Origin of the sequence: Carnobacterium sp. AT7, from assembly GCF_000171855.1 — a bacterium.
Classification (GTDB): Bacteria; Bacillota; Bacilli; order Lactobacillales; family Carnobacteriaceae; genus Carnobacterium_B; species Carnobacterium_B jeotgali.
The window spans coordinates 25,754-48,000 of sequence record NZ_ABHH01000018.1 but is presented as its reverse complement, the minus strand read 5'-3'; the positions used below and the strand labels follow the sequence as shown (position 1 = coordinate 48,000).

General features: G+C 37.1%; 19 protein-coding genes, 12 tRNA genes, 2 rRNA genes and 1 other annotated feature. Of the genes, 30 read left to right on the top strand and 3 right to left on the bottom strand.

Annotated elements, in window-relative coordinates:
- From CAT7_RS08065 to CAT7_RS07965, 22 genes are all read left to right on the top strand, one after another.
- Nucleotides 1-657: ribosomal RNA gene (locus tag CAT7_RS08065) — 23S ribosomal RNA — on the top strand; the annotation flags it as partial.
- Between the two features lie 91 nt (nt 658-748).
- Nucleotides 749-864, top strand: a 5S ribosomal RNA gene (rrf, locus tag CAT7_RS08060).
- A gap of 12 nt (nt 865-876) precedes the next feature.
- Nucleotides 877-950 (top strand) — tRNA-Asn (locus tag CAT7_RS08055).
- A 55-nt stretch (nt 951-1,005) separates the two neighbouring features.
- Nucleotides 1,006-1,094 (top strand) — tRNA-Ser (locus tag CAT7_RS08050).
- 11 nt (nt 1,095-1,105) lie between these two features.
- Nucleotides 1,106-1,177 (top strand) — tRNA-Glu (locus CAT7_RS08045).
- 46 nt (nt 1,178-1,223) lie between these two features.
- Nucleotides 1,224-1,296 (top strand) — tRNA-Val (locus CAT7_RS08040).
- A 19-nt stretch (nt 1,297-1,315) separates the two neighbouring features.
- Nucleotides 1,316-1,388: transfer RNA gene (locus CAT7_RS08035), tRNA-Asp, on the top strand.
- Between the two features lie 35 nt (nt 1,389-1,423).
- Nucleotides 1,424-1,499, top strand: a tRNA-Phe gene (locus tag CAT7_RS08030).
- A gap of 5 nt (nt 1,500-1,504) precedes the next feature.
- Nucleotides 1,505-1,588: transfer RNA gene (locus CAT7_RS08025), tRNA-Tyr, on the top strand.
- A gap of 29 nt (nt 1,589-1,617) precedes the next feature.
- Nucleotides 1,618-1,691, top strand: a tRNA-Trp gene (locus tag CAT7_RS08020).
- Between the two features lie 38 nt (nt 1,692-1,729).
- A tRNA-His gene (locus CAT7_RS08015) sits at nt 1,730-1,802 on the top strand.
- An 11-nt stretch (nt 1,803-1,813) separates the two neighbouring features.
- A tRNA-Gln gene (locus tag CAT7_RS08010) sits at nt 1,814-1,885 on the top strand.
- Between the two features lie 32 nt (nt 1,886-1,917).
- Nucleotides 1,918-1,988 (top strand) — tRNA-Cys (locus tag CAT7_RS08005).
- 34 nt (nt 1,989-2,022) lie between these two features.
- Nucleotides 2,023-2,106: transfer RNA gene (locus tag CAT7_RS08000), tRNA-Leu, on the top strand.
- Nucleotides 2,107-2,295: 189 nt separating this feature from the next.
- The gene (locus tag CAT7_RS07995) at nt 2,296-3,936 is read left to right on the top strand and encodes a phosphoenolpyruvate carboxykinase (ATP) (protein ID WP_007724233.1); all 1,641 of its coding nucleotides are present in this window, start codon (nt 2,296-2,298) and stop codon (nt 3,934-3,936) included.
- 68 nt (nt 3,937-4,004) lie between these two features.
- A complete protein-coding gene (locus tag CAT7_RS07990; RefSeq protein ID WP_007724230.1) occupies nt 4,005-5,423 on the top strand; it encodes an oxaloacetate decarboxylase subunit alpha in 1,419 nt (472 codons plus the stop codon).
- Nucleotides 5,424-5,432: 9 nt separating this feature from the next.
- A complete protein-coding gene (locus tag CAT7_RS07985; RefSeq protein WP_007724229.1) occupies nt 5,433-5,714 on the top strand; it encodes an OadG family protein in 282 nt (93 codons plus the stop codon).
- Between the two features lie 13 nt (nt 5,715-5,727).
- Nucleotides 5,728-6,099, top strand: a complete 372-nt coding sequence (locus CAT7_RS12610; RefSeq protein WP_007724227.1) for a biotin/lipoyl-containing protein — start codon at nt 5,728-5,730, stop codon at nt 6,097-6,099.
- 47 nt (nt 6,100-6,146) lie between these two features.
- Entirely contained in the window at nt 6,147-7,268 is a 1,122-nt protein-coding gene (locus CAT7_RS07975; RefSeq protein WP_007724218.1) for a sodium ion-translocating decarboxylase subunit beta, read from the top strand.
- Complete coding sequence (locus CAT7_RS12325; protein ID WP_007724210.1) at nt 7,252-7,425, top strand: OadG-related small transporter subunit; 174 nt, start codon at nt 7,252-7,254, stop codon at nt 7,423-7,425. The genes CAT7_RS07975 and CAT7_RS12325 overlap by 17 nt, the downstream gene beginning before the upstream one ends.
- A 79-nt stretch (nt 7,426-7,504) precedes the next feature.
- On the top strand, nt 7,505-8,770 hold the full coding sequence (locus CAT7_RS07970) for an aminotransferase class I/II-fold pyridoxal phosphate-dependent enzyme (RefSeq protein ID WP_232208124.1): 1,266 nt from the start codon (nt 7,505-7,507) through the stop codon (nt 8,768-8,770).
- Nucleotides 8,771-8,914: 144 nt separating this feature from the next.
- A complete protein-coding gene (locus tag CAT7_RS07965; protein WP_007724207.1) occupies nt 8,915-9,424 on the top strand; it encodes a YtxH domain-containing protein in 510 nt (169 codons plus the stop codon).
- A 149-nt stretch (nt 9,425-9,573) separates the two neighbouring features.
- Here the strand turns inward: CAT7_RS07965 and CAT7_RS07960 are convergent, their stop codons facing one another.
- On the bottom strand, nt 9,574-10,008 hold the full coding sequence (locus CAT7_RS07960; RefSeq protein ID WP_007724206.1) for a DUF2188 domain-containing protein: 435 nt from the start codon (nt 10,006-10,008) through the stop codon (nt 9,574-9,576).
- A gap of 205 nt (nt 10,009-10,213) precedes the next feature.
- Here CAT7_RS07960 and CAT7_RS07955 point away from each other — a divergent pair, with 205 nt between their 5' ends.
- From CAT7_RS07955 to CAT7_RS07935, 5 genes are all read left to right on the top strand, one after another.
- On the top strand, nt 10,214-11,062 hold the full coding sequence (locus CAT7_RS07955) for a methyltransferase domain-containing protein (protein WP_007724205.1): 849 nt from the start codon (nt 10,214-10,216) through the stop codon (nt 11,060-11,062).
- A 326-nt stretch (nt 11,063-11,388) separates the two neighbouring features.
- Nucleotides 11,389-12,558: a tRNA epoxyqueuosine(34) reductase QueG gene (gene queG, locus CAT7_RS07950; RefSeq protein ID WP_007724204.1), complete on the top strand. Its 1,170-nt coding sequence runs from the start codon at nt 11,389-11,391 to the stop codon at nt 12,556-12,558.
- Between the two features lie 38 nt (nt 12,559-12,596).
- Complete coding sequence (gene trmL / locus CAT7_RS07945) at nt 12,597-13,106, top strand: tRNA (uridine(34)/cytosine(34)/5-carboxymethylaminomethyluridine(34)-2'-O)-methyltransferase TrmL (protein WP_007724197.1); 510 nt, start codon at nt 12,597-12,599, stop codon at nt 13,104-13,106.
- 187 nt (nt 13,107-13,293) lie between these two features.
- Nucleotides 13,294-14,550 carry a thiolase family protein gene (locus CAT7_RS07940; protein WP_007724196.1) on the top strand — a complete coding sequence of 419 codons (1,257 nt, stop codon included), beginning with the start codon at nt 13,294-13,296 and terminating at the stop codon, nt 14,548-14,550.
- Nucleotides 14,547-15,080, top strand: coding sequence for an acyl-CoA thioesterase (locus CAT7_RS07935; RefSeq protein WP_007724195.1), 534 nt, complete (start codon nt 14,547-14,549; stop codon nt 15,078-15,080). Before CAT7_RS07940 ends, CAT7_RS07935 begins: the two co-directional genes overlap by 4 nt.
- Nucleotides 15,081-15,203: 123 nt before the next feature.
- Here CAT7_RS07935 and argS read toward each other — a convergent pair whose 3' ends face one another.
- Complete coding sequence (argS, locus tag CAT7_RS07930; RefSeq protein ID WP_007724194.1) at nt 15,204-16,898, bottom strand: arginine--tRNA ligase; 1,695 nt, start codon at nt 16,896-16,898, stop codon at nt 15,204-15,206.
- Nucleotides 16,899-16,991: 93 nt separating this feature from the next.
- Nucleotides 16,992-17,231, bottom strand: a binding site (T-box leader).
- A 171-nt stretch (nt 17,232-17,402) separates the two neighbouring features.
- Here argS and argR point away from each other — a divergent pair.
- The 3 genes from argR to CAT7_RS07915 are packed head-to-tail and all read left to right on the top strand — an operon-like array spanning nt 17,403 to nt 20,342.
- On the top strand, nt 17,403-17,858 hold the full coding sequence (gene argR / locus CAT7_RS07925) for an arginine repressor (RefSeq protein WP_007724192.1): 456 nt from the start codon (nt 17,403-17,405) through the stop codon (nt 17,856-17,858).
- A 36-nt stretch (nt 17,859-17,894) separates the two neighbouring features.
- The gene (locus CAT7_RS07920) at nt 17,895-19,421 is read left to right on the top strand and encodes a phosphoglucomutase (protein WP_007724190.1); all 1,527 of its coding nucleotides are present in this window, start codon (nt 17,895-17,897) and stop codon (nt 19,419-19,421) included.
- Between the two features lie 60 nt (nt 19,422-19,481).
- Nucleotides 19,482-20,342, top strand: coding sequence for an aldo/keto reductase (locus CAT7_RS07915; RefSeq protein WP_007724189.1), 861 nt, complete (start codon nt 19,482-19,484; stop codon nt 20,340-20,342).
- Nucleotides 20,343-20,426: 84 nt separating this feature from the next.
- On the opposite strand, the gene zwf is transcribed toward CAT7_RS07915, so the two are convergent.
- Nucleotides 20,427-21,923, bottom strand: a complete 1,497-nt coding sequence (gene zwf, locus CAT7_RS07910) for a glucose-6-phosphate dehydrogenase (RefSeq protein WP_007724184.1) — start codon at nt 21,921-21,923, stop codon at nt 20,427-20,429.
- Nucleotides 21,924-22,247: the final 324 nt, after the last annotated feature.

Here is a 22,247-nt window from a genome sequence, read left to right as displayed (position 1 = left end):
TTTGACTGGGGCGGTCGCCTCCTAAAGTGTAACGGAGGCGCCCAAAGGTTCCCTCAGAATGGTTGGAAATCATTCGCAGAGTGTAAAGGCATAAGGGAGCTTGACTGCGAGACCTACAAGTCGAGCAGGGACGAAAGTCGGGCTTAGTGATCCGGTGGTTCCGCATGGAAGGGCCATCGCTCAACGGATAAAAGCTACCCTGGGGATAACAGGCTTATCTCCCCCAAGAGTCCACATCGACGGGGAGGTTTGGCACCTCGATGTCGGCTCATCGCATCCTGGGGCTGTAGTCGGTCCCAAGGGTTGGGCTGTTCGCCCATTAAAGCGGTACGCGAGCTGGGTTCAGAACGTCGTGAGACAGTTCGGTCCCTATCCGTCGCGGGCGTAGGAAATTTGAGAGGAGCTGTCCTTAGTACGAGAGGACCGGGATGGACACACCTCTGGTGTACCAGTTGTTCTGCCAAGGGCATTGCTGGGTAGCTATGTGTGGACGGGATAAATGCTGAAAGCATCTAAGCGTGAAGCCCCCCTCAAGATGAGATTTCCCATCACGTAAGTGAGTAAGACCCCTGAGAGATGATCAGGTAGATAGGTTGGAAGTGGAAGTCTAGCGATAGATGGAGCGGACCAATACTAATCGGTCGAGGACTTAACCAAATTTTTTAAACGGTGTAAGAGGGTTTCAGAACGAAAAACGATTTTTAACTTATCCAGTTTTGAGAGAACAACGTTCTCTTGATTGAAATTGTGTGGTGATGATGGCAAGAAGGTCACACCTGTTCCCATGCCGAACACAGAAGTTAAGCTTCTTAGCGCCGATGGTAGTGAAGGGTTTCCCTTTGTGAGAGTAGGACGTTGCCACGCACATTCAATTATTCCGCAATAGCTCAGTTGGTAGTAGCGCATGACTGTTAATCATGATGTCGTAGGTTCGAGTCCTACTTGCGGAGTTCCATAGTCAAACTATGTAAATATAAACGAGATTAGTTTAAGTGAACCCCACCTGGAGAGTTGTCCGAGTGGCCGAAGGAGCATGATTGGAAATCATGTAGGCGGTGAACACTGTCTCAAGGGTTCGAATCCCTTACTCTCCGTTTGAAAAAACGGCCCGTTGGTCAAGCGGTTAAGACACCGCCCTTTCACGGCGGTATCACGGGTTCGATTCCCGTACGGGTCATCAGTAACGACGTTACTGGTTAAAAAAAGCATTGATAAGATTCTTCGGAGGTTTAGCTCAGCTGGGAGAGCATCTGCCTTACAAGCAGAGGGTCGGCGGTTCGATCCCGTCAACCTCCATTGGTTTAAGTTATAAAAAGGTCTCGTGGTGTAGGGGTTAACATGTCTGCCTGTCACGCAGAAGATCGCGGGTTCGATTCCCGTCGAGACCGTTGGTTTGAAAAATTAAATAAACCATTTATATAATGGCCTGGTAGCTCAGTTGGTAGAGCACTTGATTGAAGCTCAAGGTGTCGGCAGTTCGATTCTGTCCCAGGCCACCATTATTGGAGGGGTAGCGAAGTGGCTAAACGCGGCGGACTGTAAATCCGCTCCTTCGGGTTCGGCAGTTCGAATCTGCCCCCCTCCACCATTTTTTAAAAGAAATAACCTTTATAAGATAGGGGTATAGTTTAAAGGTAGAACTATGGTCTCCAACACCATCAGTGTGGGTTCAATTCCTACTACCCCTGCCATTTTTAATGTAAGATGGGCAAAAAAAATAATTACCATGGCGATTGTGGTGAAGTGGTTAACACACCGGATTGTGGTTCCGGCATGCGTGGGTTCGATCCCCATCAGTCGCCTTTTTTTTTCATGGGCTATAGCCAAGCGGTAAGGCAAGGGACTTTGACTCCCTCATGCGTTGGTTCGAATCCAGCTAGCCCAGTTTAATTGAATGAACCATTCAACTAAAAAGATGGCGGTATAGCCAAGTGGTAAGGCAGAGGTCTGCAAAACCTTCATCACCGGTTCAAATCCGGTTACCGCCTTATGTTCGAAAAGATGAAAAAAAGTAGTCCATATGCCGGCGTGGCGGAACTGGTAGACGCGCTGGACTCAAAATCCTGTGCCCGCGAGGGCGTGCCGGTTCGATTCCGGCCGCCGGTATAATAAAAAGCTCTTAAGAATGTTCTTGTTCTTAAGGGCTTTTTTTTGTTTAATCTGTTATGATGTAGAGGTGAATTAACAGAAATTTTTATCTATATATAAAGAAAATGTATCCGCTTTGTTTTTAGCCTTTAAACTTGATTTATGAATTTAAATACATTCTATTTTAAAAAAATTGGAGGGATTTAAATGGCAACAAAGTCAACTTTTTCAAAATCAGAAATTAGAAAAGACAATCCTATTTTTTCATCATTTCGCTCAGTCGTGGAAACGTCCATGTACGGTAACAATACTACAGAAATAAAAACGACTGAAGAAGCTTATTTACTGGCTAAAGATTCCATGCACACCATTGTAACAGACCTAATAGTTAAGCATCCGGAAAAATTAGGTTTGCCTTATGGAGCAAATGTATTAGTTGAGAATGGAGGAGCGGTGGTCGGGAGAACAGCTGCAGCAAAACGTATTTTGGGAGAAAATCCTGAGGAAGATGCTAAACTGGCCCCAATTATCCGTGAAGCTATTTATCAAGGTGAAAATAAAATGCGTTATAAAGCTACTGCTTATGTTGGATTAGATCCTGATTTCATGGTGAAAGCACATTTGAGCGTACCTGTTGGTCAAGAAAATAATTTGTATTCCTGGTTGTTGAATTTCCAAATTTGCAATGAAGTATACGATGAATTATATGTGCAATCTAGAGCAATAAATGAGGGTGATATTTTAATCTATCAAAATCCTGAATGGCATCATCCCGATTACCCCATGGGGCTAGCTTATTTTGATTCAAAGCATAATGCAGCCATCATTTTAGGAATGAATTATTTTGGTGAGTTAAAGAAAGCAACGTTAACATTGGCTTGGGGTACAGCACATAGGTTGGGTTATGTCGCTTGTCATGGTGGGCAAAAGAAATTTACATTAACCAATGGAAAAAATTATGTATCGGCTTTTTTTGGGCTATCTGGTTCAGGTAAATCAACACTGACACATGCAAAACACGAAAATAAATATGCAGTTGAAGTTTTGCATGATGATGCATTTATTGTTTCTTTAGAGGATGGTTCTTCTATTGCTTTAGAACCAGCTTATTTTGATAAGACGCAAGACTATCCTTCAAATCATCCAGAAATCGATTATTTTGTAACGGTACAAAATGTCGCAGTCACGCTAGATGAAAACGGGGATAAGGTTCTCTTGACAGAAGATTTGAGGAATGGAAATGGTAGAACGATAAAATCACGTTATTCTACTTCAAATCGAGTAGATAAATTCAATGAACCCATCGACGCAATTTATTGGATTATGAAGGATGAAAGTCTCCCTCCTGTCATTAAAGTGACGGATCCAGTTCTTGCTGCAACGTTTGGGGCAACTTTGGCTACTAAACGTTCAACAGCTGAACGTTTAAAAAAAGGAATCGATATCAATAAATTAGTAATCGAGCCGTATGCAAATCCATTTCGTATTTATCCACTTAAAGAAGATTACAATCATTTTAAGGCATTATTTACGAATCAAAGTATCGACTGCTACATTTTAAATACGGGTTATTTTTTAGACAAGAAAGTGACAGCTGCTGTTACTTTAAGTAGTATTGAATCAATTGTTGAGGGGAGAGCCGAGTTCAGATCATTTGGAACAAGCAATGAGCTAAGTTACCTTGTAGTAGAGGATTATGAGCCCGACTTTAACAATCCAGAGTACCGTAAATTGGTTCAAGAAAGGTTGCAAATGCGTGTAGCTTATATTCAAGAGCAGAATAAAACGAACAAAATGAATCTTTTACCAGATGAAGCTCTTGAAGCGATGCAATCACTTCTTGACTAAACTAATGTCTTTTAATAAAAATAGATTTTGGTTGTTCTCTTTCCGTCAGTAGAGAGGAGTATGGAAATATGACAGAACGTACGGTTGAAATTACTGAAACGGTTCTTAGAGATGCTCATCAGAGTTTGATGGCGACAAGAATGACAACACAAGAAATGTTGCCTATCATTGAAAAGATGGATCAAGTTGGATACTATTCGCTTGAATGTTGGGGAGGAGCTACATTTGACGCAGCTATTCGGTTTCTAAATGAAGATCCATGGGAAAGGTTAAGGGCGATAAAAGAGCGGGCACCGCACACAAAATTACAAATGCTATTAAGAGGACAAAATTTGCTTGGGTATCGGCATTATGCAGATGACATTGTCGAAAAATTTGTTCAAAAAGCTAGTGAAAATGGAATAGATGTTTTTAGAATTTTTGATGCCCTAAATGACATTAGAAATTTGGAAGCGTCTTTAAGAGCAGTTAAAAAATACGGCAAGCATGCCCAGTTGACCATATGTTATACCATAAGTGAAGTGCACACTATTGACTATTATACCCAGCTAGCCAAAGAGTTGGAAAATATGGGAGCTGATTCTATTTGCATTAAAGATATGGCAGGAATTCTTACACCTTACATCGCAAAAAAACTTGTGGGCTCACTGAAAGAAGTGTTAACTATTCCGCTGAGCTTACACACACATGCAACGAGTGGTGTTTCACAAATGACTTATTTAATGGCTGTAGAAGCAGGTGTAGATATGATTGACACAGCTATTTCACCATTTTCGGAGGGAACGAGTCAGCCGCCTACTGAATCAATGGCTATTGCTTTAAATGAAGGGTTGGTTGCGACAAAGCTAAATCTTCAGTTACTAGAAGAAATTGCTGAATACTTTAAACCTATTCGAGACAAGTATTTGGCTAATCGGCTGTTGGACCCTAAAATGATGGGTGTTGATCCAAAAGCACTATTGTATCAAGTTCCTGGAGGGATGTTGTCAAATTTATACTCGCAATTAAAACAAGCGAATGCAACTGAAAAGTATGAAGCTGTTTTGAAAGAGGTTCCACAAGTTCGAAAAGACATGGGGTTCCCACCATTGGTAACCCCTATGAGTCAAATGGTGGGAACCCAAGCGGTCTTTAATGTATTAGCCGGAGAAAGGTACAAGATGGTTCCAAATGAAATCAAAGAATATTTACATGGTTCATATGGCCGTCCGCCAATGCCTATCAGTGAAGATTTTAGAAAACAGATTATTGATGAAGATACAGTAATTACAGATCGACCGGCTGACCATATTCAACCAGAATTTGAACGATTGAAAGAAGAAATAGGAACTTTAGCAAAAACAGATGAAGATGTTTTAACCTATGCCCTTTTTCCGCAAGTTGGCAAAGCGTTTTTACAAAAAAAATACGAGTTTCCAAAAGTAGAGCAAAAAAAAGCTGCGGTAGAAATGGAAGAAACGATCAGAATATCAGCCTATATAAAATGAGGTGAATAAATGGAAAAATTTTCTTATTTAGATATAGTAGTAATCACCGTTATTGGACTCCTAGTTTTTTTTTTAGTGCTTATTGGCTGGCAACTCATTCACCAAATGATGAAATTTAGACCGAAAAAATACCAAGAAATAGAATCCTTTTCTCCTGAAAAACAAAATGATTTAGCAGTAGATGAAGATGAAGAGACACGAATGGTTGCAGTCTTAATGGCGTTGATTTTAGCTAATGATGAGCAACAAGACAAAACCTATTGCGTAACAAAAATTGAGCGAATTCGGTAAGGGAGTGCGCTAAATGAAAAATTATGAGATTACAGTAAATGGGAAAATTTATCAAGTTACCGTAAAAGAACTACTAGATGAAGTGAACAAAAAAACACCATCTCTTACTTCAATCACCGATAAAGAAAAGACGAGCACGAAGCAATTAAAAACATTTTCTCAAGAAGAAGTAATGATCACAGCTCCTATGCCTGGAAGAATACTAGCTGTTAAGGTAGAAGAAAATCAAGATGTACATGCTGGAGAAACCGTGTGCTTGCTGGAAGCAATGAAAATGGAAAACGAAATTGTAGCTCCTGTTAGTGGCGTTGTATCTAAGGTGAATGTGCAACCTAGTCAAGCGGTAGAAGCAGGAGAGTCTTTAATTGTCATAGATCCAACTTAATGGTTCTTATATTACAATTTTAGATTCTTGGTAAGGGAGGAGATTTTTTGGACACTTTTTTTTCAGGGTTGCTATCCATTTCACTTGGACAGGTCATTATGATGGGGATAGGTGGATGTTTAATCTACCTAGGTATCAAGAAAAAATATGAACCAACATTGCTAGTGCCAATGGGTCTTGGAACACTATTGGTGAATTTTCCTCAATCTGGCTTAGTCAATCAAGTTATTAATAATCAAGAACAAGAAGGCATTCTAAATGTGTTGTTTGACTTTGGTATTGCGACCGAATTATTTCCGTTGCTAATTTTTATTGGAATCGGCGCAATGATTGATTTTGGTCCTTTGCTACAAAATCCCGTTCTTTTATTATATGGAGCTTCCGCTCAATTCGGTATTTTCTTCACTATTTTAGTTGCAGTTATTTTTGGATTTGATATTTTAGAAGCAGCCTCGATTGGCATTATTGGTGCTGCCGATGGCCCAACATCTATTTTTGTAGCCTTGCAACTAGCGCCTCAGCTATTAGGTCCTATAACGGTTGCTGCTTACTCCTATATGGCTTTAGTCCCAATCGTCCAGCCGATAGCTATTAAAGCTGTAACGACAAAAAAAGAACGAATGATTCGTATGGAATATACATCAACAACTATTTCAAAAAAAAACCGCATTCTTTTTCCAATTATTGTGATTATTGTAGCAGGATTTATTGCGCCTGTCTCCTTGCCATTAGTCGGGTTTTTAATGTTTGGTAATCTGTTAAGGGAATGTGGTGTCTTAGATCGATTAAGTTATACTGCTCAAAATGAGCTAGTAAACATTATCAGCATTTTACTAGGCTTGACTATTTCTATAAAAATGACTGCTGAACTATTCTTAACGGTAGATAGTTTATTAATCATTGGGTTTGGGCTAATTGCTTTTATTATGGATACAGTTGGCGGAGTTTTATTTGCAAAATTTATTAATCTTTTCCGGAATGAAAAAATCAATCCAATGATTGGTGCAGCTGGCATCTCTGCATTTCCCATGTCTGCTCGAGTCATTCAAAAAATGGCTCAAGCAGAAGATAAAGAAAACTTTATCTTGATGCATGCAGCCGGAGCAAATGTCTCTGGTCAGATTGCTTCCGTTATTGCTGGCGGTTTATTACTTGGTTATTTTGCTTAAATCGAGAAGAGAAAGTGGTGAAAAGATGTTTGATGTTGATTATACAGCTTTACAGCAAGGTCTGGAATTGATGGGATATGGCATGTTGGGTATTTTTATTGTGTTAGGTATTCTTTTCTTAGCTTGTAAGGGTTTAGTCAAATGGTTTTCGGAATAAGAGGAATAAATAAGTTTGTTTTGCTTTCTTAATTGTTCTTCGCTATACTTTTTTGAGAAGAGTAAAAGAGAAGGGAGTTATGAAAATGACACAAACGGCAAATGAATTAAGCGACTATTACGATCGATTAAAAACAAAATACGTTGATTTTACAGAACATCCTTTAAACTTAAATATAAAAAGAGGTATACCAAGTAAAGAACAATTGCAGTTGTCTGAACCAATGCTTGGTTTACTTTCTACTCCGGAAGATTTTTTGAGTCAGGGTACGATCGACATTCGCAATTATGGGGAATTAACGGGTATTTACGAAGCTAAAAAGCTTTTTTCAGAACTTTTAGAAACTGAAATGGATGAAATTTTGATTGGTGGAAATTCTAGTCTGAGTTTGATGCACCTCGTTATCGTTTCTAAGTTATTGAACAGAAAGGCAGAGAGTTCTTCTAAGGAATCAATTAAATTTTTATGTCCAAGTCCAGGGTATGATCGACACTTTGCAATGACTGAGAATTTAGGCATTGAAATGATACCAATTGAATTAAACGAGACTGGTCCTGATATGGATGAAGTTAAAAAATTAGTAGCAAATGATTCTGCTATCAAAGGGATATGGTGTGTGCCAACGTATAGTAATCCAACAGGTATAACCTATTCAGATGATGTGGTCGATCAATTGGCTAGTATGGAAACAAAATCTGAGGACTTTATGATTCTTTGGGACAATGCTTATCTTGTCCATCATTTGGGTGAAGATAAACAAAGTGCAAAAAATTTGTTAACAGCTTGTAAAAAAGCTAAAAATCCTGATCGTGCTTTGATGTTTTGTTCAACATCAAAAATTACTTTTCCTGGAGCAGGTGTAGCCGCTTTAGGAGCGAGTAAGAAAAACATTGATTTAGTTGCAAAAGAACTTTCTTATCAAACAATTGGATTTGATAAACTAAATCAAATGCGTCATGTGAAGTTTTTAAAAGATAAGAATCAGGTTGCTCAGCATATGGAAAAACATGCAGAGATTTTGAAACCAAAATTTGAATTGATTCATCAGAAATTAACGGATTACTTTGCTGGTAAAGATGTAGTGGAATGGACAGAACCTAAAGGTGGATATTTTGTCCATTTGACTACGGAAAATGGATGTGCAACTGAAATTGTTGCAGCTTTAGCTAAAATAGGAGTTGCTGTGACAGAAGCGAGTGCGACTTACCCGTATGGCCATAATCCAAATGATAACAGCATTCGTTTAGCACCAACACCGGTTTCACTAGTTGATTTAGATGCTGCAATGGATGCTATTTGTTTGTGCATCGACTACATTAGTGTACAAAAACGCTTAACTTCATAAAAAATAAGGGATAACTTTTGTTATAATGGAGCAATACAGTGTAAAATAATTATAGAAGTAACGTTAGCTTTAGAAATAACGAAGAATCACTAGGTGCTTACCATGGTTGATTCTACTATTTATTACAGAGAGGGCGATGTATCAATGTCAAAAGGAACATTTTTGTTAGGAGCAGCAATTGGAGGAGCAGCAGCTTATGTGGCAGCTTACTTATTTGCGCCTAAATCTGGTGAAGAGTACCAAAGAGAGTTAAAAGAAAAAACGGAAATGATGAAAGAAACATCTACCGACTACTTATCTATCGCTAAAGAACGTGGTGGAGATTTTAAAGCTATTGCAACAGATGCTGCGATCGGGCTGAAAACAGATATACAATTAGTTTCAAAACAATTAGCAGAACAAATTAAAATGGATTCTCAAATCTTGAAATCTGATTTAAAAGATGTCAAAGATGGTGTACCAGGCAGCAAAGAAAATTTGAAAGCAAACTTAAATGATGCTGTAAAGGAAGCAACTTACACAGCTGGAAGTTTAAAAGACCAAGTAAGTCAAACAGCTTCAGAAGCAAAAGATATCTCATTAGCTGTAGTTGATGAGGCAAAAATGGAAATGGATGAAGCGAAAGCTGTAAATCATCCAGTAAATAACTTTTAAACATTCATTAATCAAAAAAAGAGGCTGGGATAAAAATCCTAGCCTCTTTTTTATATATGACTGTTTATTCTAAAATATACTCCAAAAAACAGAACCAATGTCTATTTTATGAATAAGCGATTCTGTTCTAACCTCTTTTTTTTATTAATTTAGTTTTGCCGTGAACCGTCTTTTTTATAAATAATTACATTTGACTCTTTGTTAGCAGCAATTTCATGTGCACGTTTTACAGCAGCTATTTTTTTATCAAATGTGTCACTTGCCCGTTTAGCTTCTTTCGTTTTTACGACCCAGTGATTTTCTTCATAGAAAACTTCGACAGCATTATCTAATAATTTAGGATTTGAACTTGAAGTGTCATGTTGATCGGATTTTTTTGGGTTTTGTTCTTTTTCAAAAGATTTCTTTTCTTCTTTAGAAGCATCTTTCAGCCATTCTTTAGCTTGAGAGATAGCAATTGGAATAGCACGTTCATCTTCGTATCCATTTGCTAGAAGAGCATTTGCAATCTCAATCGTTTTCTTTCGTAAAAGCGGGTCGAAATTCTTTAATGAGTTAGGGTAATCATTGACATCCCATGGCATAATCATTGTCATCCTTTCTGAAAGCTATATTAACTTTGTTATACCATTTTTAATTTAATTAGACAAATAGAATGAATTTGGAGAGCTTTTTAGCTGGAAACTATGAAATTATTTAGGAATAATGGTATATTGGTAAACGGGTAAATGAACGTTGTACATGATAGATAATGAATAATGAACTAAGTTGGATGAAAGAAGGTTGTTTATGAAAAAAATAGAAAAGGCCGCATTGTTTATGCAAGAAAATAGGGAATTGTTTCAATGTCCTATTTGTAAAGATACGTTTGATCAATTAGAAGGCAATAGTTTGAGTTGTCTAAACGGGCATCTTTTTGATATTTCAAAAAAAGGGACTCTTTATTTCTTATTAAAGGGGACAAAAAACGAATACGATAAAGAAATGTTGTCTTCTAGATTCAATATTGCAACTGCCGGATTATTTCATCCTTTATTAGACGAGCTTTATAAATGTATTATTGAAAAAGAAGACGGTCATACATTAGATGTCGGCTGTGGTGAAGGTTCTCAACTAGATTATTTAACAACACTAGGGTTGAAGGGTCAAAAAATTGGTTTTGATATTTCAAAAGATGCGATTCAATTAGCCGCAAATCATTTTTCAACGGCATTTTGGTGTGTAGCTGATTTAGCTCAGTCTCCTTTTGCTTCACAGCAGTATGATACGATTTTGAATATTTTTTCGCCTTCAAATTATAAAGAGTTTGATCGTCTACTAAAAAAAGGCGGTCAAGTGATAAAAGTTGTTCCTGAAAAAGATTATTTAATCGAATTGAGAAAATTATTTTATCGTGATCAAGCAGAAAAACAGACTTACTCAAATGAAGTTGTGATTGAAAAATTTAAAGAGCACTTTCCCTCAATGGAAATGAAACGTGTAAATTATTCATTCGAACTGACTCAATCATTATTTGAAGACTTAATGAAGATGACACCGCTAAGTTGGGGTGCTAGTCCTTCTTCGAAAGAATACGCTTTGGCTCATCCTCTGCAAAGTGTAACAATTGATGTTTGTGTCTTGGTTGGACAAAAATAAGCAGATGTGTGAACGAATTGTGAACTGTTTTTCTAATATATACCGGTTTCATTGAAAATATCAGCCCAATAACCTTGCAACAATACCACAGCGATGTTATATTACCTATAAGTTCTTAAACGTCATTCGTTTTTATCAGGAATCCATCAGATTTTGATAAAAGTTAGTGAATTGTAATAGGCTTAATAACGTATTGTTTCGCAGTGCTGGACACCGAAGCGATGCGTTTTTTTTGTGCTTATTTTAATACGTTACTAATTTTTTTGTTTTTAGGGCTAATTTGCGATAGAATAATAGTGAAGAGTTATCTTATGGGAGTGAAGCTTATGGTCAAAGAAGCAACTTCATTAAAGGAAAAAATCATTATAGAAAGTAAGCGTATTGGGATAGATAAAATTGGCTTTACAACGGCAGAGCCATTTACTGAACTAGAAGATAAACTAAGAGCGCAGCAAGAACTAGGGCATCATTCTGGCTTTGAGCATAAAGTGATCGAAGAACGTATTTATCCCGAATTGATATTTCAAAGCCCACGTTCGATTATTTCAATTGCTTTGGCTTATCCAACTAAAATTGCTGATCCGCCGCCTAGGGTAAAAGGGGAGCGCCGTGGTGAATTTGCACGGGCATCTTGGGGAACGGATTATCATGATATTTTAAGAGATAAAATGAATCGATTGATTGAGTACATTCGTCATGAAGCTGGCGAATCAGTGACATACAAGCCAATGGTAGACACTGGAGAACTGGTTGATGTTGCAGTAGCACAGCGTGCAGGATTGGGTTTCATTGGAAGAAATGGCTTGCTGATTACCGAAGAATTTGGTTCATATGTTTATTTAGCAGAAATTATTACTAATCTTGATTTTGCACCAGACCCGTCTGTCCCTTTTGGGTGTGGCGAATGTACTCGTTGTGTCGACGCTTGTCCAACCGGTGCTTTACTGGGAGACGGACGAATTAATGCCAAACAGTGCTTGTCTTATCAAACTCAAACTAAAGGAATGATGGCAGAACCATTTAGACGGAAAATGGGACACGTTATTTACGGATGTGACATTTGTCAAATCGTCTGTCCCTACAACAAAGGGAAAAATGCCCATTTTCATCCTGAGATGGAGCCTGAACCTGAAAGTATCATGCCAAAGTTAAGACCCATGCTGACCATCAGTAACCGAGACTTTAAAGAACAATTCGGTCATATGTCGGGGGCTTGGCGTGGTAAGAAACCTTTGCAACGCAATGCCATTATTGCTTTAGGCAACTACCGTGATAAATCGGCTTTGCCAGATTTGTTGCGTTGTATTGAAGAAGATGTCAGGCCGGTTATCAGAGGGACTGCTGCGTGGTCTATCGCAAAAATCGTTTCTGCTAGAGATGAAATGGTTATTGATTTTTTAACTGAGGCTTTGGCAAAAGAAGAAGACCCAGAAGCTTACCGAGAAATCGATCAAGCAATCGAAGCAATCAAGAACAAAAGAGAGAAAAAAAGATAGTTCATTGATTGAATTATTTTAGGAGGAACTTAGTTAACATGACAAATCATATTGCTTTATTTGAACCACAAATCCCTGCCAATACGGGAAACATAGCACGCACTTGTGCAGCAACGAATACACATTTGCATTTAATTGAACCATTAGGCTTTCAAACAGATGACAAACATTTGAAAAGAGCAGGTTTGGATTACTGGAATGAAGTTCATATAACGTATCACAAAAATTTGGCTGCTTTTATGGAAGTTGCAAAAAATGGGCAACTGCATTTGATTACTAAATTTGGTAACCGTGTTTATAGTGATGTTGACTATGCAGCAATTGAAGAAGATCATTATTTTCTTTTCGGGAAAGAAACGACTGGGTTGCCAGAGGAGTTCATGCGCGAACATGAAGAAGATTGCTTGCGTATCCCTATGAATGACGAACACGTGCGTTCATTAAATTTATCAAATACGGCAGCTATTTTAATTTTTGAAGCTCTTCGTCAACAAAATTTTAAAGAATTAGAATTAACGCACCACTATGAAAATGATAAATTAGATTGAGTTTAAAAATAAACTAGCGTGTGCCTAGCGTTGGTTTATTTTTTTGCTAAATAAATGACGGTTATTATCTTAAAAGTAAAGCTTTTCTTAAAATTGCTTAAACGGGTAAATGTGATTTGATATTCTTATTTACAAGAATTATAATAAACAAGAATGCATTCCTATAAATTAAGGAGAGGTTTAGTATATGCCAAGATTAAGAACTGATGATCCAATTGTTATTGTTGGTGCAGCTCGTACACCGATTGGAGCTTATTTAGGAGGATTAAAAACTGTTCCTACAGGAGAGTTAGGTGCTATCGCGTTAAAAGAGGCCGTCAAGCGGGCTGGTTTAACGACTGAAGAGATAGAAGAAGTCATTGTAGGTCAAGCTATGGGAACGCAAGAGGAAAGCAATATTGGCCGTATCATTGGATTAAAAGCCGGATTAAAACAACAATCTACTGGGATGACTATTAACCGGGTATGTGGTTCTGGAATTCAATCAGCTATCACAGCTGTGCAAGAATTGTTGACGATGGATATGGACTTTGTTGCAGCTGGTGGAGTTGAAAGTTTGTCTCGTTCAGAATATTATTTGCCATTAGAATCGAGATGGGAAGGGTTTAAATCAGGAAATTTCCAAGTCATTGATGCAAATTTAGCATTACATATACATGCTCAACCGACTGAGGAATATCCTGAAATCCACCATATGGGAGATACAGCAGAGAAAGCTGCTGAAAGATATAAGATTACTAGAGAAGAACAAGATGCATTTGCTGTAGATAGTCAGCGAAAAGCCGCTCAAGCAATCGAAAGTGGCCGACTTGCTCAAGAAATCGTCCCGGTTGAAGTGAAAGGTCGTAAAGGCAGTCTAACGCTAGTTGAAGCAGACGAACACCCTAGACCTGGAACAGATATGGCTGGTTTGGCAAGACTAAAACCTGCATTTCGTAAAGACGGAAAAGGAACGATTACTGCTGGAAACGCTTCTGGATTAAACGATGGGGCAGCTTTTGAAATTTTCACTAAAGCTTCTGTTGCAAAAGAGCGGGGATTAACTGTCATGGCTAAAATTGTTGACTTTGCTGTAGCAGGTTGTGATCCAAATGTCATGGGGTTAGGTCCTGTCTATGCAATCAATAAAGTATTGGTACAAAATGATTTAAAACTTGAAGACATTGCTATTTTAGAAATTAATGAAGCTTTTGCAGCTCAAACATTAGGTTGCATGAGAGAATTAGGGATTGAACCCGGTTCAGATTTGTACAATCGATTGAATCCAAATGGTGGAGCAATTGCGTTAGGACATCCTTTAGGAATGTCTGGAGCACGTATTATTACTTCGCTATGTTATGAATTTAAAAATCACCCAGAGAAAAAATACGCCATTGCATCCGCATGTATTGGCGGCGGTCAAGGGATCGCTTTACTATTAGAGAATGGATCTGTTAAAGAATGAATGAAAAAAGACTTATAAAAAAATGTCGTGAATCATTAGTGATTCAAACTCATGTTATTTTTCCAAATCAATTAAATAATCACGGAACATTATTCGGTGGAGAGCTAATGAGTATGTTGGATGTAGCAGCTTCAATAGCTGTCACGAGACATGCTCGGACACAATCAGTCACAGCTTCAACGGACTCAGTTGATTTTTTACACCCGATACAACGAAATGATGCAATCACTATTGAAACGTATGTTTCAGGTGTCGGAAGTTCTTCTGTAGAAGTATTTTGTAAAGGCATTGGTGAAAACCTATTGACGGGAGAGCAATATTTAGCTGTCACAGCCTTTTTAACATTTGTTGCATTTAATGAAGATAAAAGTAAAGCTATTGTTCCAATGATTGAACCTGAGACAGAAGAAGAACATTTTGTCTGCAGTGGGTTTGAAGAACGTAAAAAGAACCGTTTTATCAAGCGAGAATTCAATAAACAATTTGCTCGAAAAATTACGTTAACGAATTCTTGGATGGATGAAGATTGATCAAAAAAAGAAGGCTTAGTTAAAAGTCTCAAATCTTTTTAGACATCTTCATTTAATGAATAATACCGTTAGAAACAAAAAAAACTTCAACAGAAATTAATCTGTCGGAGTTTTTTTGTTTGCTTACATTTGGTCTGGAGCTTGGACACCTAGTAATCTTAAATCTTCTTTTAAAATAGTCGCAACAGATTGAACTAATGCTAAACGAGCAGGTCTTTGAGCATCATCTGCAAGGACTTTACTGTTTGCGTAGTATTTGTTGAAAGCTTGAGCTAAGTGAATCGCATGTTTAGCGATAACAGAAGGTTCGAATTTTTCATAAGCACGTTGAACATCAGCAGGGTAGTTTTGCAATAATTTGATAATTTCCCAGCTGTAAGCATCATCTAAAGGATAATTGACCGTTGTGTCAATACCAGCTAAACCAGATTTTCTTATGATACTCATTGCACGAGCTCTTGTGTATTGAACGTAAGGACCGGTTTCTCCTTCAAAACGAACAACTTCTTCAATAGTAAAGTCAAAGTTATTTAACCGATCATTTTTCAAATCGTGGAAGATAACGGCGCCAATACCAACTTGATCAGCGATAATTTCCTTATTAGGTAACTCACTATTTTTTTCTTCAATTTGTTCCAGTGCAGAAGCAACTGCATCATCTAAAACTTCTTCAAGTAAAACAATTTTCCCTTTACGAGTAGACAGTTTTTTACCACCTTGTGTGATTAAACCGAATGGAACGTGGTACATATCGTCAGCCCAGTCGAAGCCCATTTCTTTTAATACGGCTTTCAATTGTTTAAAGTGATTGCTTTGTTCATTTCCTACAGCGTATAAAGATAGAGCAAAATCATACGTGCGTTTACGATAGATGGCTGCTGCTAAATCACGCGTAATGTAGAGAGTAGCACCATCAGTTTTTTTTATCAGTGCAGGGTTTAGATTGTATTTTTCTAAATCTACCAGTGTAGCTCCATCATTTACAGTCAAAACATTTTTTTCTTCTAGTAAATCAACAACTTCTTGCATTTTATCGTTATAGAAAGCTTCTCCATTGAAAGAATCAAATGTAATGTTTAAACGATCGTATACATGATTAAATTCTTTCAAAGATTCTTCACGGAACCATTTCCAAAGATTTTGAGCTTCTTCATCGCCGTCTTCTAATTTCTTAAACCACTCACGAGCGTTATCATCTAACTCAGGTTTTTCTTCTGCTTCTTCATGGAATTTAACATAAAGACGTAAAAGTTCGCCAATTGGATTTTCTTTTACAGCTTCTTCACTGCCCCAAAGTTTATAGCCCACAATCAATTTACCAAATTGTGTTCCCCAGTCGCCAAGATGATTGATTTTAATTGGATTAAAGCCAACTTTTGTTAAAATATTTGCTAAAGCATTTCCGATGACTGTTGAACGCAAGTGGCCCATTGAAATCGGTTTTGCAATATTTGGAGAAGACATATCAATAGGAACATTTCTGTTTTTACCGATCTTAGAGTCTCCGTAGTGAGCGCCTTGTTCTAAAACTTCTTTTAAGACAGCAGCACTTACTTCTTGTTTGTTTAAAAAGAAGTTAAGGTAAGGTCCAACAACTTCTATTTTTTCTACAATAGGAGAGTTAACCGTTTCTCCAAGTTCGATTGCAATTTGTTGTGGCGCTTTACGGTAAGTCTTTGCTAGAGCGAATGCTGGAAAAGCGATATCTCCGTGTTCAACTGATTTTGGTTTTTCCAATAAGTTAACGATTTGGTCTATCGATAAAGCGTCACCGATTTGCTCGTTTAAAGCCTGAGCAACTGTTAATTTGTAATCCATTATTTTTCCTCCTATATAAACGTCTTTTGACGCTTAATTTTTTTATAATTTGGGCATAAAAAAAACGCCCATTTTTGATTCTATGCTAATCAAAAAAGAGACGAGGTTTTCCCGCGGTACCACTCTTGTTGTTTTGTCAATTGACGAAACCACTTGTTTTTAGATAACGGCAAACAAAACCGAATAAGCTAGCGTCCACTAAATTTAGATGAACGATAATCAAAGCTTAAATCTCTCCGAAGTGCGGTTCCTGAAAGTATCCACTGTTGGCTTACACCATTCCAACTCGCTAAAAATGTTTCCTATCAGTACTCTCTTCATCATAGAGTCAATATAATTGAACTTTAGTCATTATAGCAAATTGCCTAAGAGAATACCAATGTTTTTTAAGAATAGAATTATTATTCACACTTTTGTAAAAATATTGCAAAATATAAGCGTATACATCAATTGTTTGGTATACTAAAAAGGAATAATCGTTTAATTAGAAGGAGGCCTTGCAGTATGAAAAAATCAAACCGACAATTGGCAATCAAACAAATTATTACAAATCATGATATTGCTACACAAGAAGAGTTGTTGCATCATCTCAAGCAAGAAGGGGTTGAGGCTACACAAGCAACCATTTCAAGAGATATCAAAGAGATGCATTTAGTGAAAACAACTTCATCTAATGGCAATGTCAAGTATACGATATTCCAAAATAATCGTATGACTAATGAAGAAAAATTACAGTCTACATTAGGCGATGTTGTGATTCGGCTGACGCAAGTACAGTTTACAAACGTATTGATGACTATACCAGGTAATGCTCATGTTGTGGCTGCATTGTTAGATGCCATTGATTTCCCGGAAATGGTTGGTACTGTGGGCGGGAATGATACTTGTTTAATTATTTCGAAAGACGAAGAAGATGCAAAAAAAATGCACGATTACCTAAAAAAATGGATTGAATTATAAACTTTTAACTGTTTAAAAGGAGGGAATAAGACTGTTATGCCTGAATTTAAATTAGCATCGTTACAAAATGGATCTGATATTCGTGGGATAGCCATTGAAACGGCAGAACACAAACTAACGTTGACAGATGAAAGAATCGAAAACATTGCTTATGGATTTGCTGCCTGGTTGAAAGAAGTAAAACAACTTGGTGTGGAAAATGAAAATAAACCGTTAACGGTTTCGGTGGGACATGATAGCCGATTGTCAGCTGAGCGCATAAAGACTGCTTTCATCAAAGGGTTAACGAATGCAGGTATAGATGTGATAGATGTCGGCCTTTCGACTACTCCAGCTATGTTTATGTCTACTAAATACGATGCTTACAAATGTGATGGTGCTGTTATGGTGACAGCTAGTCATTTGCCTTTTGAATACAATGGCTTAAAGTTTTTCACAAAAGACGGTGGAGCAGAACATGAAGATATTGATTATATTTTAAATCACGCAAGTTGGGAAACGATTACGTGGGACAATAATCAAGGAAAAATTACTACTGGTTCACTATTGGATGAATATGCAAAAGATCTTGTAACTAAAATCCGGGTTGGTATCAATGACAAAGACTATTATGAACAGCCTTTAGCAAGTCGGCATATTGTTGTTGATGCCGGCAATGGTGCAGGAGGTTTTTTTGCTGAGAAAGTACTGCTTCCATTAGGTGCTAACATTAGTGGAAGCCAGTTTTTAGAACCAGATGGCAATTTTCCTAACCATATTCCAAATCCTGACAATAAAGAAGCTATGAAGAGTATTCAAGAAGCTGTCTTGATGAATAAAGCGGATATGGGGGTTATTTTTGATACAGATGTGGATCGTTCCGCATTAGTAGATAGAAAAGGAGACACGCTAAATCGAAACAATCTAATTGCGGTTATCTCGGCTATTTTGATTAAAGAAAATCCAGGTACCACGATCGTTACGAGTTCAGCAACTTCAGAACATTTGAAAACCTTCATTACATCTTTAGGGGGCAAGCAAGACCGCTACATTACAGGCTATCGCAATGTAATTAACCGTGGTATCCAATTAAATAATGAAGGCGTTCCTACCAGTTTAGCTATCGAAACAAGTGGTCACGCAGCTCTAGAGGAAAATTACTTTTTAGATGATGGAGCTTATTTAGTAGCAAAAATACTTATGGCCGATGCTACCTTACAAAAAGCTGGAAAAGATTTTTCAGATTTGATTACTTCTTTAAAACAACCCATTGAAACAGATGAAGTCCGGTTTAAAATCTTGTCAGAGGACACTCGTGCAACTGGCGCTAAAGTGATGGAAGCTTTCACATTATTTATCGAGAAAACGAGCGATCTTTCTATTGAGCCGGCTAATTTAGAAGGTGTCCGCGTAAATACTACTGGTCATTATGGTACAGGCTGGATGTTGTTGCGAATGAGTTTACATGAACCGTTACTTGTGTTGAATTTAGAGAGCGATCAAGCAGGCTCAATCCAATTATTAAGAGAGACAATCAAAGATTTTTTTTACAATCAAGTTGATTTAGATTCGTCTCGCTTGTAAAAACCAAATCAAATGGTTTAGACTAGTAGGTGTTAAAATGAATTAAAGGAAGTGTCTTAAATGGGTGAACCATTAGTAGAAAGTATTGAATTGTATAATGGAGTTAAGATTCCTAAATTAGGTCTTGGCGTATTTTTGATGAAAGATGAAGCTGAACTGGTTAATGCAGTTAAGTACGCAGTTGAAGTAGGCTATCGTCATTTTGATACAGCTAAGATATATGGGAATGAAGAATACCTAGCTCGTGGTTTAAAGGAAGCTGGAATCAACAGAGAAGACGTATTTATCACGTCTAAAGTCTGGAATTATGACCAAGGGTATGAACAAACGAAGATTGCGTTTCAAGAGAGTTTAGATCGTTTAAACACAGATTACTTAGATTTATATCTAATTCATTGGGCTGCTCCTAAATATATTGAAACATGGAAAGCCATTGTAGAATTATATGAAGAAGGAAAAATTAAAGCTATTGGGGTTTCTAACTTCCAAATTCATCATCTTGAAGAGCTTAAAAATCAAGAATTGATGCAACCTATGATTAATCAAATTGAAACACATCCTGAATTTCCACAAAATGAATTGCATGACTATATGAAACAAAATGGGATTATTCATGAAGCATGGGGTCCTTTAGGACAAGGGAAATCTGAGCTATTGAACCACCCTATATTAATGGAAATTGGACAAAAGTATTTTAAAACTCCTGCACAAGTCATTATCCGTTGGCATTTAGAAAGAGGAGAAGTAGTTATTCCTAAATCGGTTCATGAGAATCGTATTTTAGAAAATAGCGATGTTTTCAATTTTTCTTTAACTGAGGAAGAAATTAAACAAATTGATTCCTTAGAAACAGGAACAAGATATGGTAGCCATCCTGATGATCAAGAAAGATTAGCAGAAACATCTATTAGACCCGTATAAGCTCGTTTAGCTAATCAAAAGAGCTTAAATAGGCCAAAAAATAAAAAGAGGAAAAGCATAATTTTGCTTTTCCTCTTTTTATTTTTAGTTTTCTTCGTCAGGATTAACTGGTTTCCAGTGCCATTTGAAACCATCTTTTGCTAATAAATTATCGCTTTCTGCAGGTCCCATAGAGCCACTTTGATAGCTAGGAAGTTCTGAATGATCTTGGTCCCAAGTTTGACGAATAACGTCAACGAATTTCCAAGAAGAGGCTACTTCATCCCAATGCGTAAAGTTTGTTGCATCGCCATTTAAACAGTCAAAAATCAGTTTTTCATATGCTTCTGGACTATTAGCGACTGTTTCAGCGGAATGCTTATGTTTAAGATTTAGTGTATCAGTTTCTAAACCAATACCCGCTTTTTTTGTATTTAACTGTAAAGAGAAGCCTTCAGTCGGCTGAATGTAAATACTCAATACATTTGGAGGCAAGTCTTCGTCAACATCTTCACTAAATAGATTTAAGGGAACATTTTTAAAGACAACGTTAATTTGTGTGCCTTTCTCTGCTAGGCGTTTACCTGTACGAATATAGAAGGGGACACCTTTCCAACGGAATGTATCAATTAGTATTTTACCTGCCACAAACGTTTCTGTTTGAGAATCGTCGGCAACGTTCATTTCATTTTGGTAGTGATTTAGTTGAGTGCCTTTGCTAGAATCTGCGCCATATTGTGCACGCACAAAATTATCTTTCACTTCTTCAGGCTTATACAAACGTACAGCGCGTAAAGCTTTGATTTTTTCATTTCGGATATCTTTATCTTTTAATTTTGTTGGAGGTTCCATTGCCAAAAGAGAAACGATTTGCAGAATATGATTTTGAACCATATCTCTTAACGCACCACTTTTGTCATAATAACCGCCACGCTCTTCGACGCCAAGAGATTCGCTTAAAGTAATTTGGATATTATCAATATAGCGATTGTTCCACATTGATTCGATCATGTTATTGGCGAAACGCACAGTAGAAATATTTTGTACCATTTCTTTACCAAGGTAATGATCAATACGGAAAATTTGACTTTCATCAAATACTTCTCGAATTTGCTCGTTTAAAATAGAAGCACTTTCGTAATCGTGGCCAAATGGTTTTTCAATAATCAAACGATTAAAGCCATTATCTGATACTAAACCTTGTTCATTTAATTGTTGAGTGATCGTGCCGAAAAAATTAGGGGACATAGCTAAATAAAATAAACGATTGCCATTGATGTGATAACGCACATCTAATTTTTCAGCAAGTTCTTTTAAATTAACATAATGTTCTGAATCATTTACGTTATGTGATTGATAGTAGAAATGACTGGCAAATTCAGCAGCATGTTCTTCTGAAATGGTCAAATCTTTGATTGTTTCCTTTACTATTTCACGATAATAATCATCCGTCCATTCTCTTCTAGCAGTTCCAATTACAGCGAATTGCTCTTTAAGAAGTCCTTTTTTATATAAGCGATAAAGAGATGGATACAATTTTCTCTTTGCCAAATCTCCGGTTCCACCAAAGATTGTAAATAAAACATTCTGTTCAGTTGTCATCTATCTTAATACCCCTTTTCTAGAACAAAGACGTTCATCTTTTCTAAAACTATTGTACTGGTTTATGCATATAGAATCAATCTTTCGGTGCTTGTTTCTTTTAAAAAGTAAGAAATTTGACTGTATATTCTTAATCTAATCACTAAATAGTAGCCAATTAGGCGTTATTAAATTTAAGACTTCATTTTGATAAAATAACACTGATTCTGGTTACTTGAATAAAGGTATTGACAATTGTTTTTTAGTTATAATAATAAAGAAGGTTCATCAACCAAAAAAATTAAATAAGCCTTCTAAATAGGGGAGTAGCTAACATGTTTCATG

Coding starts and splice junctions, on each gene's coding strand:
- argR (WP_007724192.1), top strand. CDS start 17,403: ATGAAAAAATCAAACCGACAATTGGCAATCAAACAAATTATTACAAAT.
- CAT7_RS07995 (WP_007724233.1), top strand. CDS start 2,296: ATGGCAACAAAGTCAACTTTTTCAAAATCAGAAATTAGAAAAGACAAT.
- queG (WP_007724204.1), top strand. CDS start 11,389: ATGGTCAAAGAAGCAACTTCATTAAAGGAAAAAATCATTATAGAAAGT.
- CAT7_RS07915 (WP_007724189.1), top strand. CDS start 19,482: ATGGGTGAACCATTAGTAGAAAGTATTGAATTGTATAATGGAGTTAAG.
- CAT7_RS07985 (WP_007724229.1), top strand. CDS start 5,433: ATGGAAAAATTTTCTTATTTAGATATAGTAGTAATCACCGTTATTGGA.
- zwf (WP_007724184.1), bottom strand. CDS start 21,923: ATGACAACTGAACAGAATGTTTTATTTACAATCTTTGGTGGAACCGGA.
- argS (WP_007724194.1), bottom strand. CDS start 16,898: ATGGATTACAAATTAACAGTTGCTCAGGCTTTAAACGAGCAAATCGGT.
- CAT7_RS07990 (WP_007724230.1), top strand. CDS start 4,005: ATGACAGAACGTACGGTTGAAATTACTGAAACGGTTCTTAGAGATGCT.
- CAT7_RS07970 (WP_232208124.1), top strand. CDS start 7,505: ATGAAAATGACACAAACGGCAAATGAATTAAGCGACTATTACGATCGA.
- CAT7_RS07965 (WP_007724207.1), top strand. CDS start 8,915: ATGTCAAAAGGAACATTTTTGTTAGGAGCAGCAATTGGAGGAGCAGCA.
- trmL (WP_007724197.1), top strand. CDS start 12,597: ATGACAAATCATATTGCTTTATTTGAACCACAAATCCCTGCCAATACG.
- CAT7_RS07940 (WP_007724196.1), top strand. CDS start 13,294: ATGCCAAGATTAAGAACTGATGATCCAATTGTTATTGTTGGTGCAGCT.
- CAT7_RS12610 (WP_007724227.1), top strand. CDS start 5,728: ATGAAAAATTATGAGATTACAGTAAATGGGAAAATTTATCAAGTTACC.
- CAT7_RS07960 (WP_007724206.1), bottom strand. CDS start 10,008: ATGCCATGGGATGTCAATGATTACCCTAACTCATTAAAGAATTTCGAC.
- CAT7_RS07920 (WP_007724190.1), top strand. CDS start 17,895: ATGCCTGAATTTAAATTAGCATCGTTACAAAATGGATCTGATATTCGT.
- CAT7_RS07935 (WP_007724195.1), top strand. CDS start 14,547: ATGAATGAAAAAAGACTTATAAAAAAATGTCGTGAATCATTAGTGATT.
- CAT7_RS07955 (WP_007724205.1), top strand. CDS start 10,214: ATGAAAAAAATAGAAAAGGCCGCATTGTTTATGCAAGAAAATAGGGAA.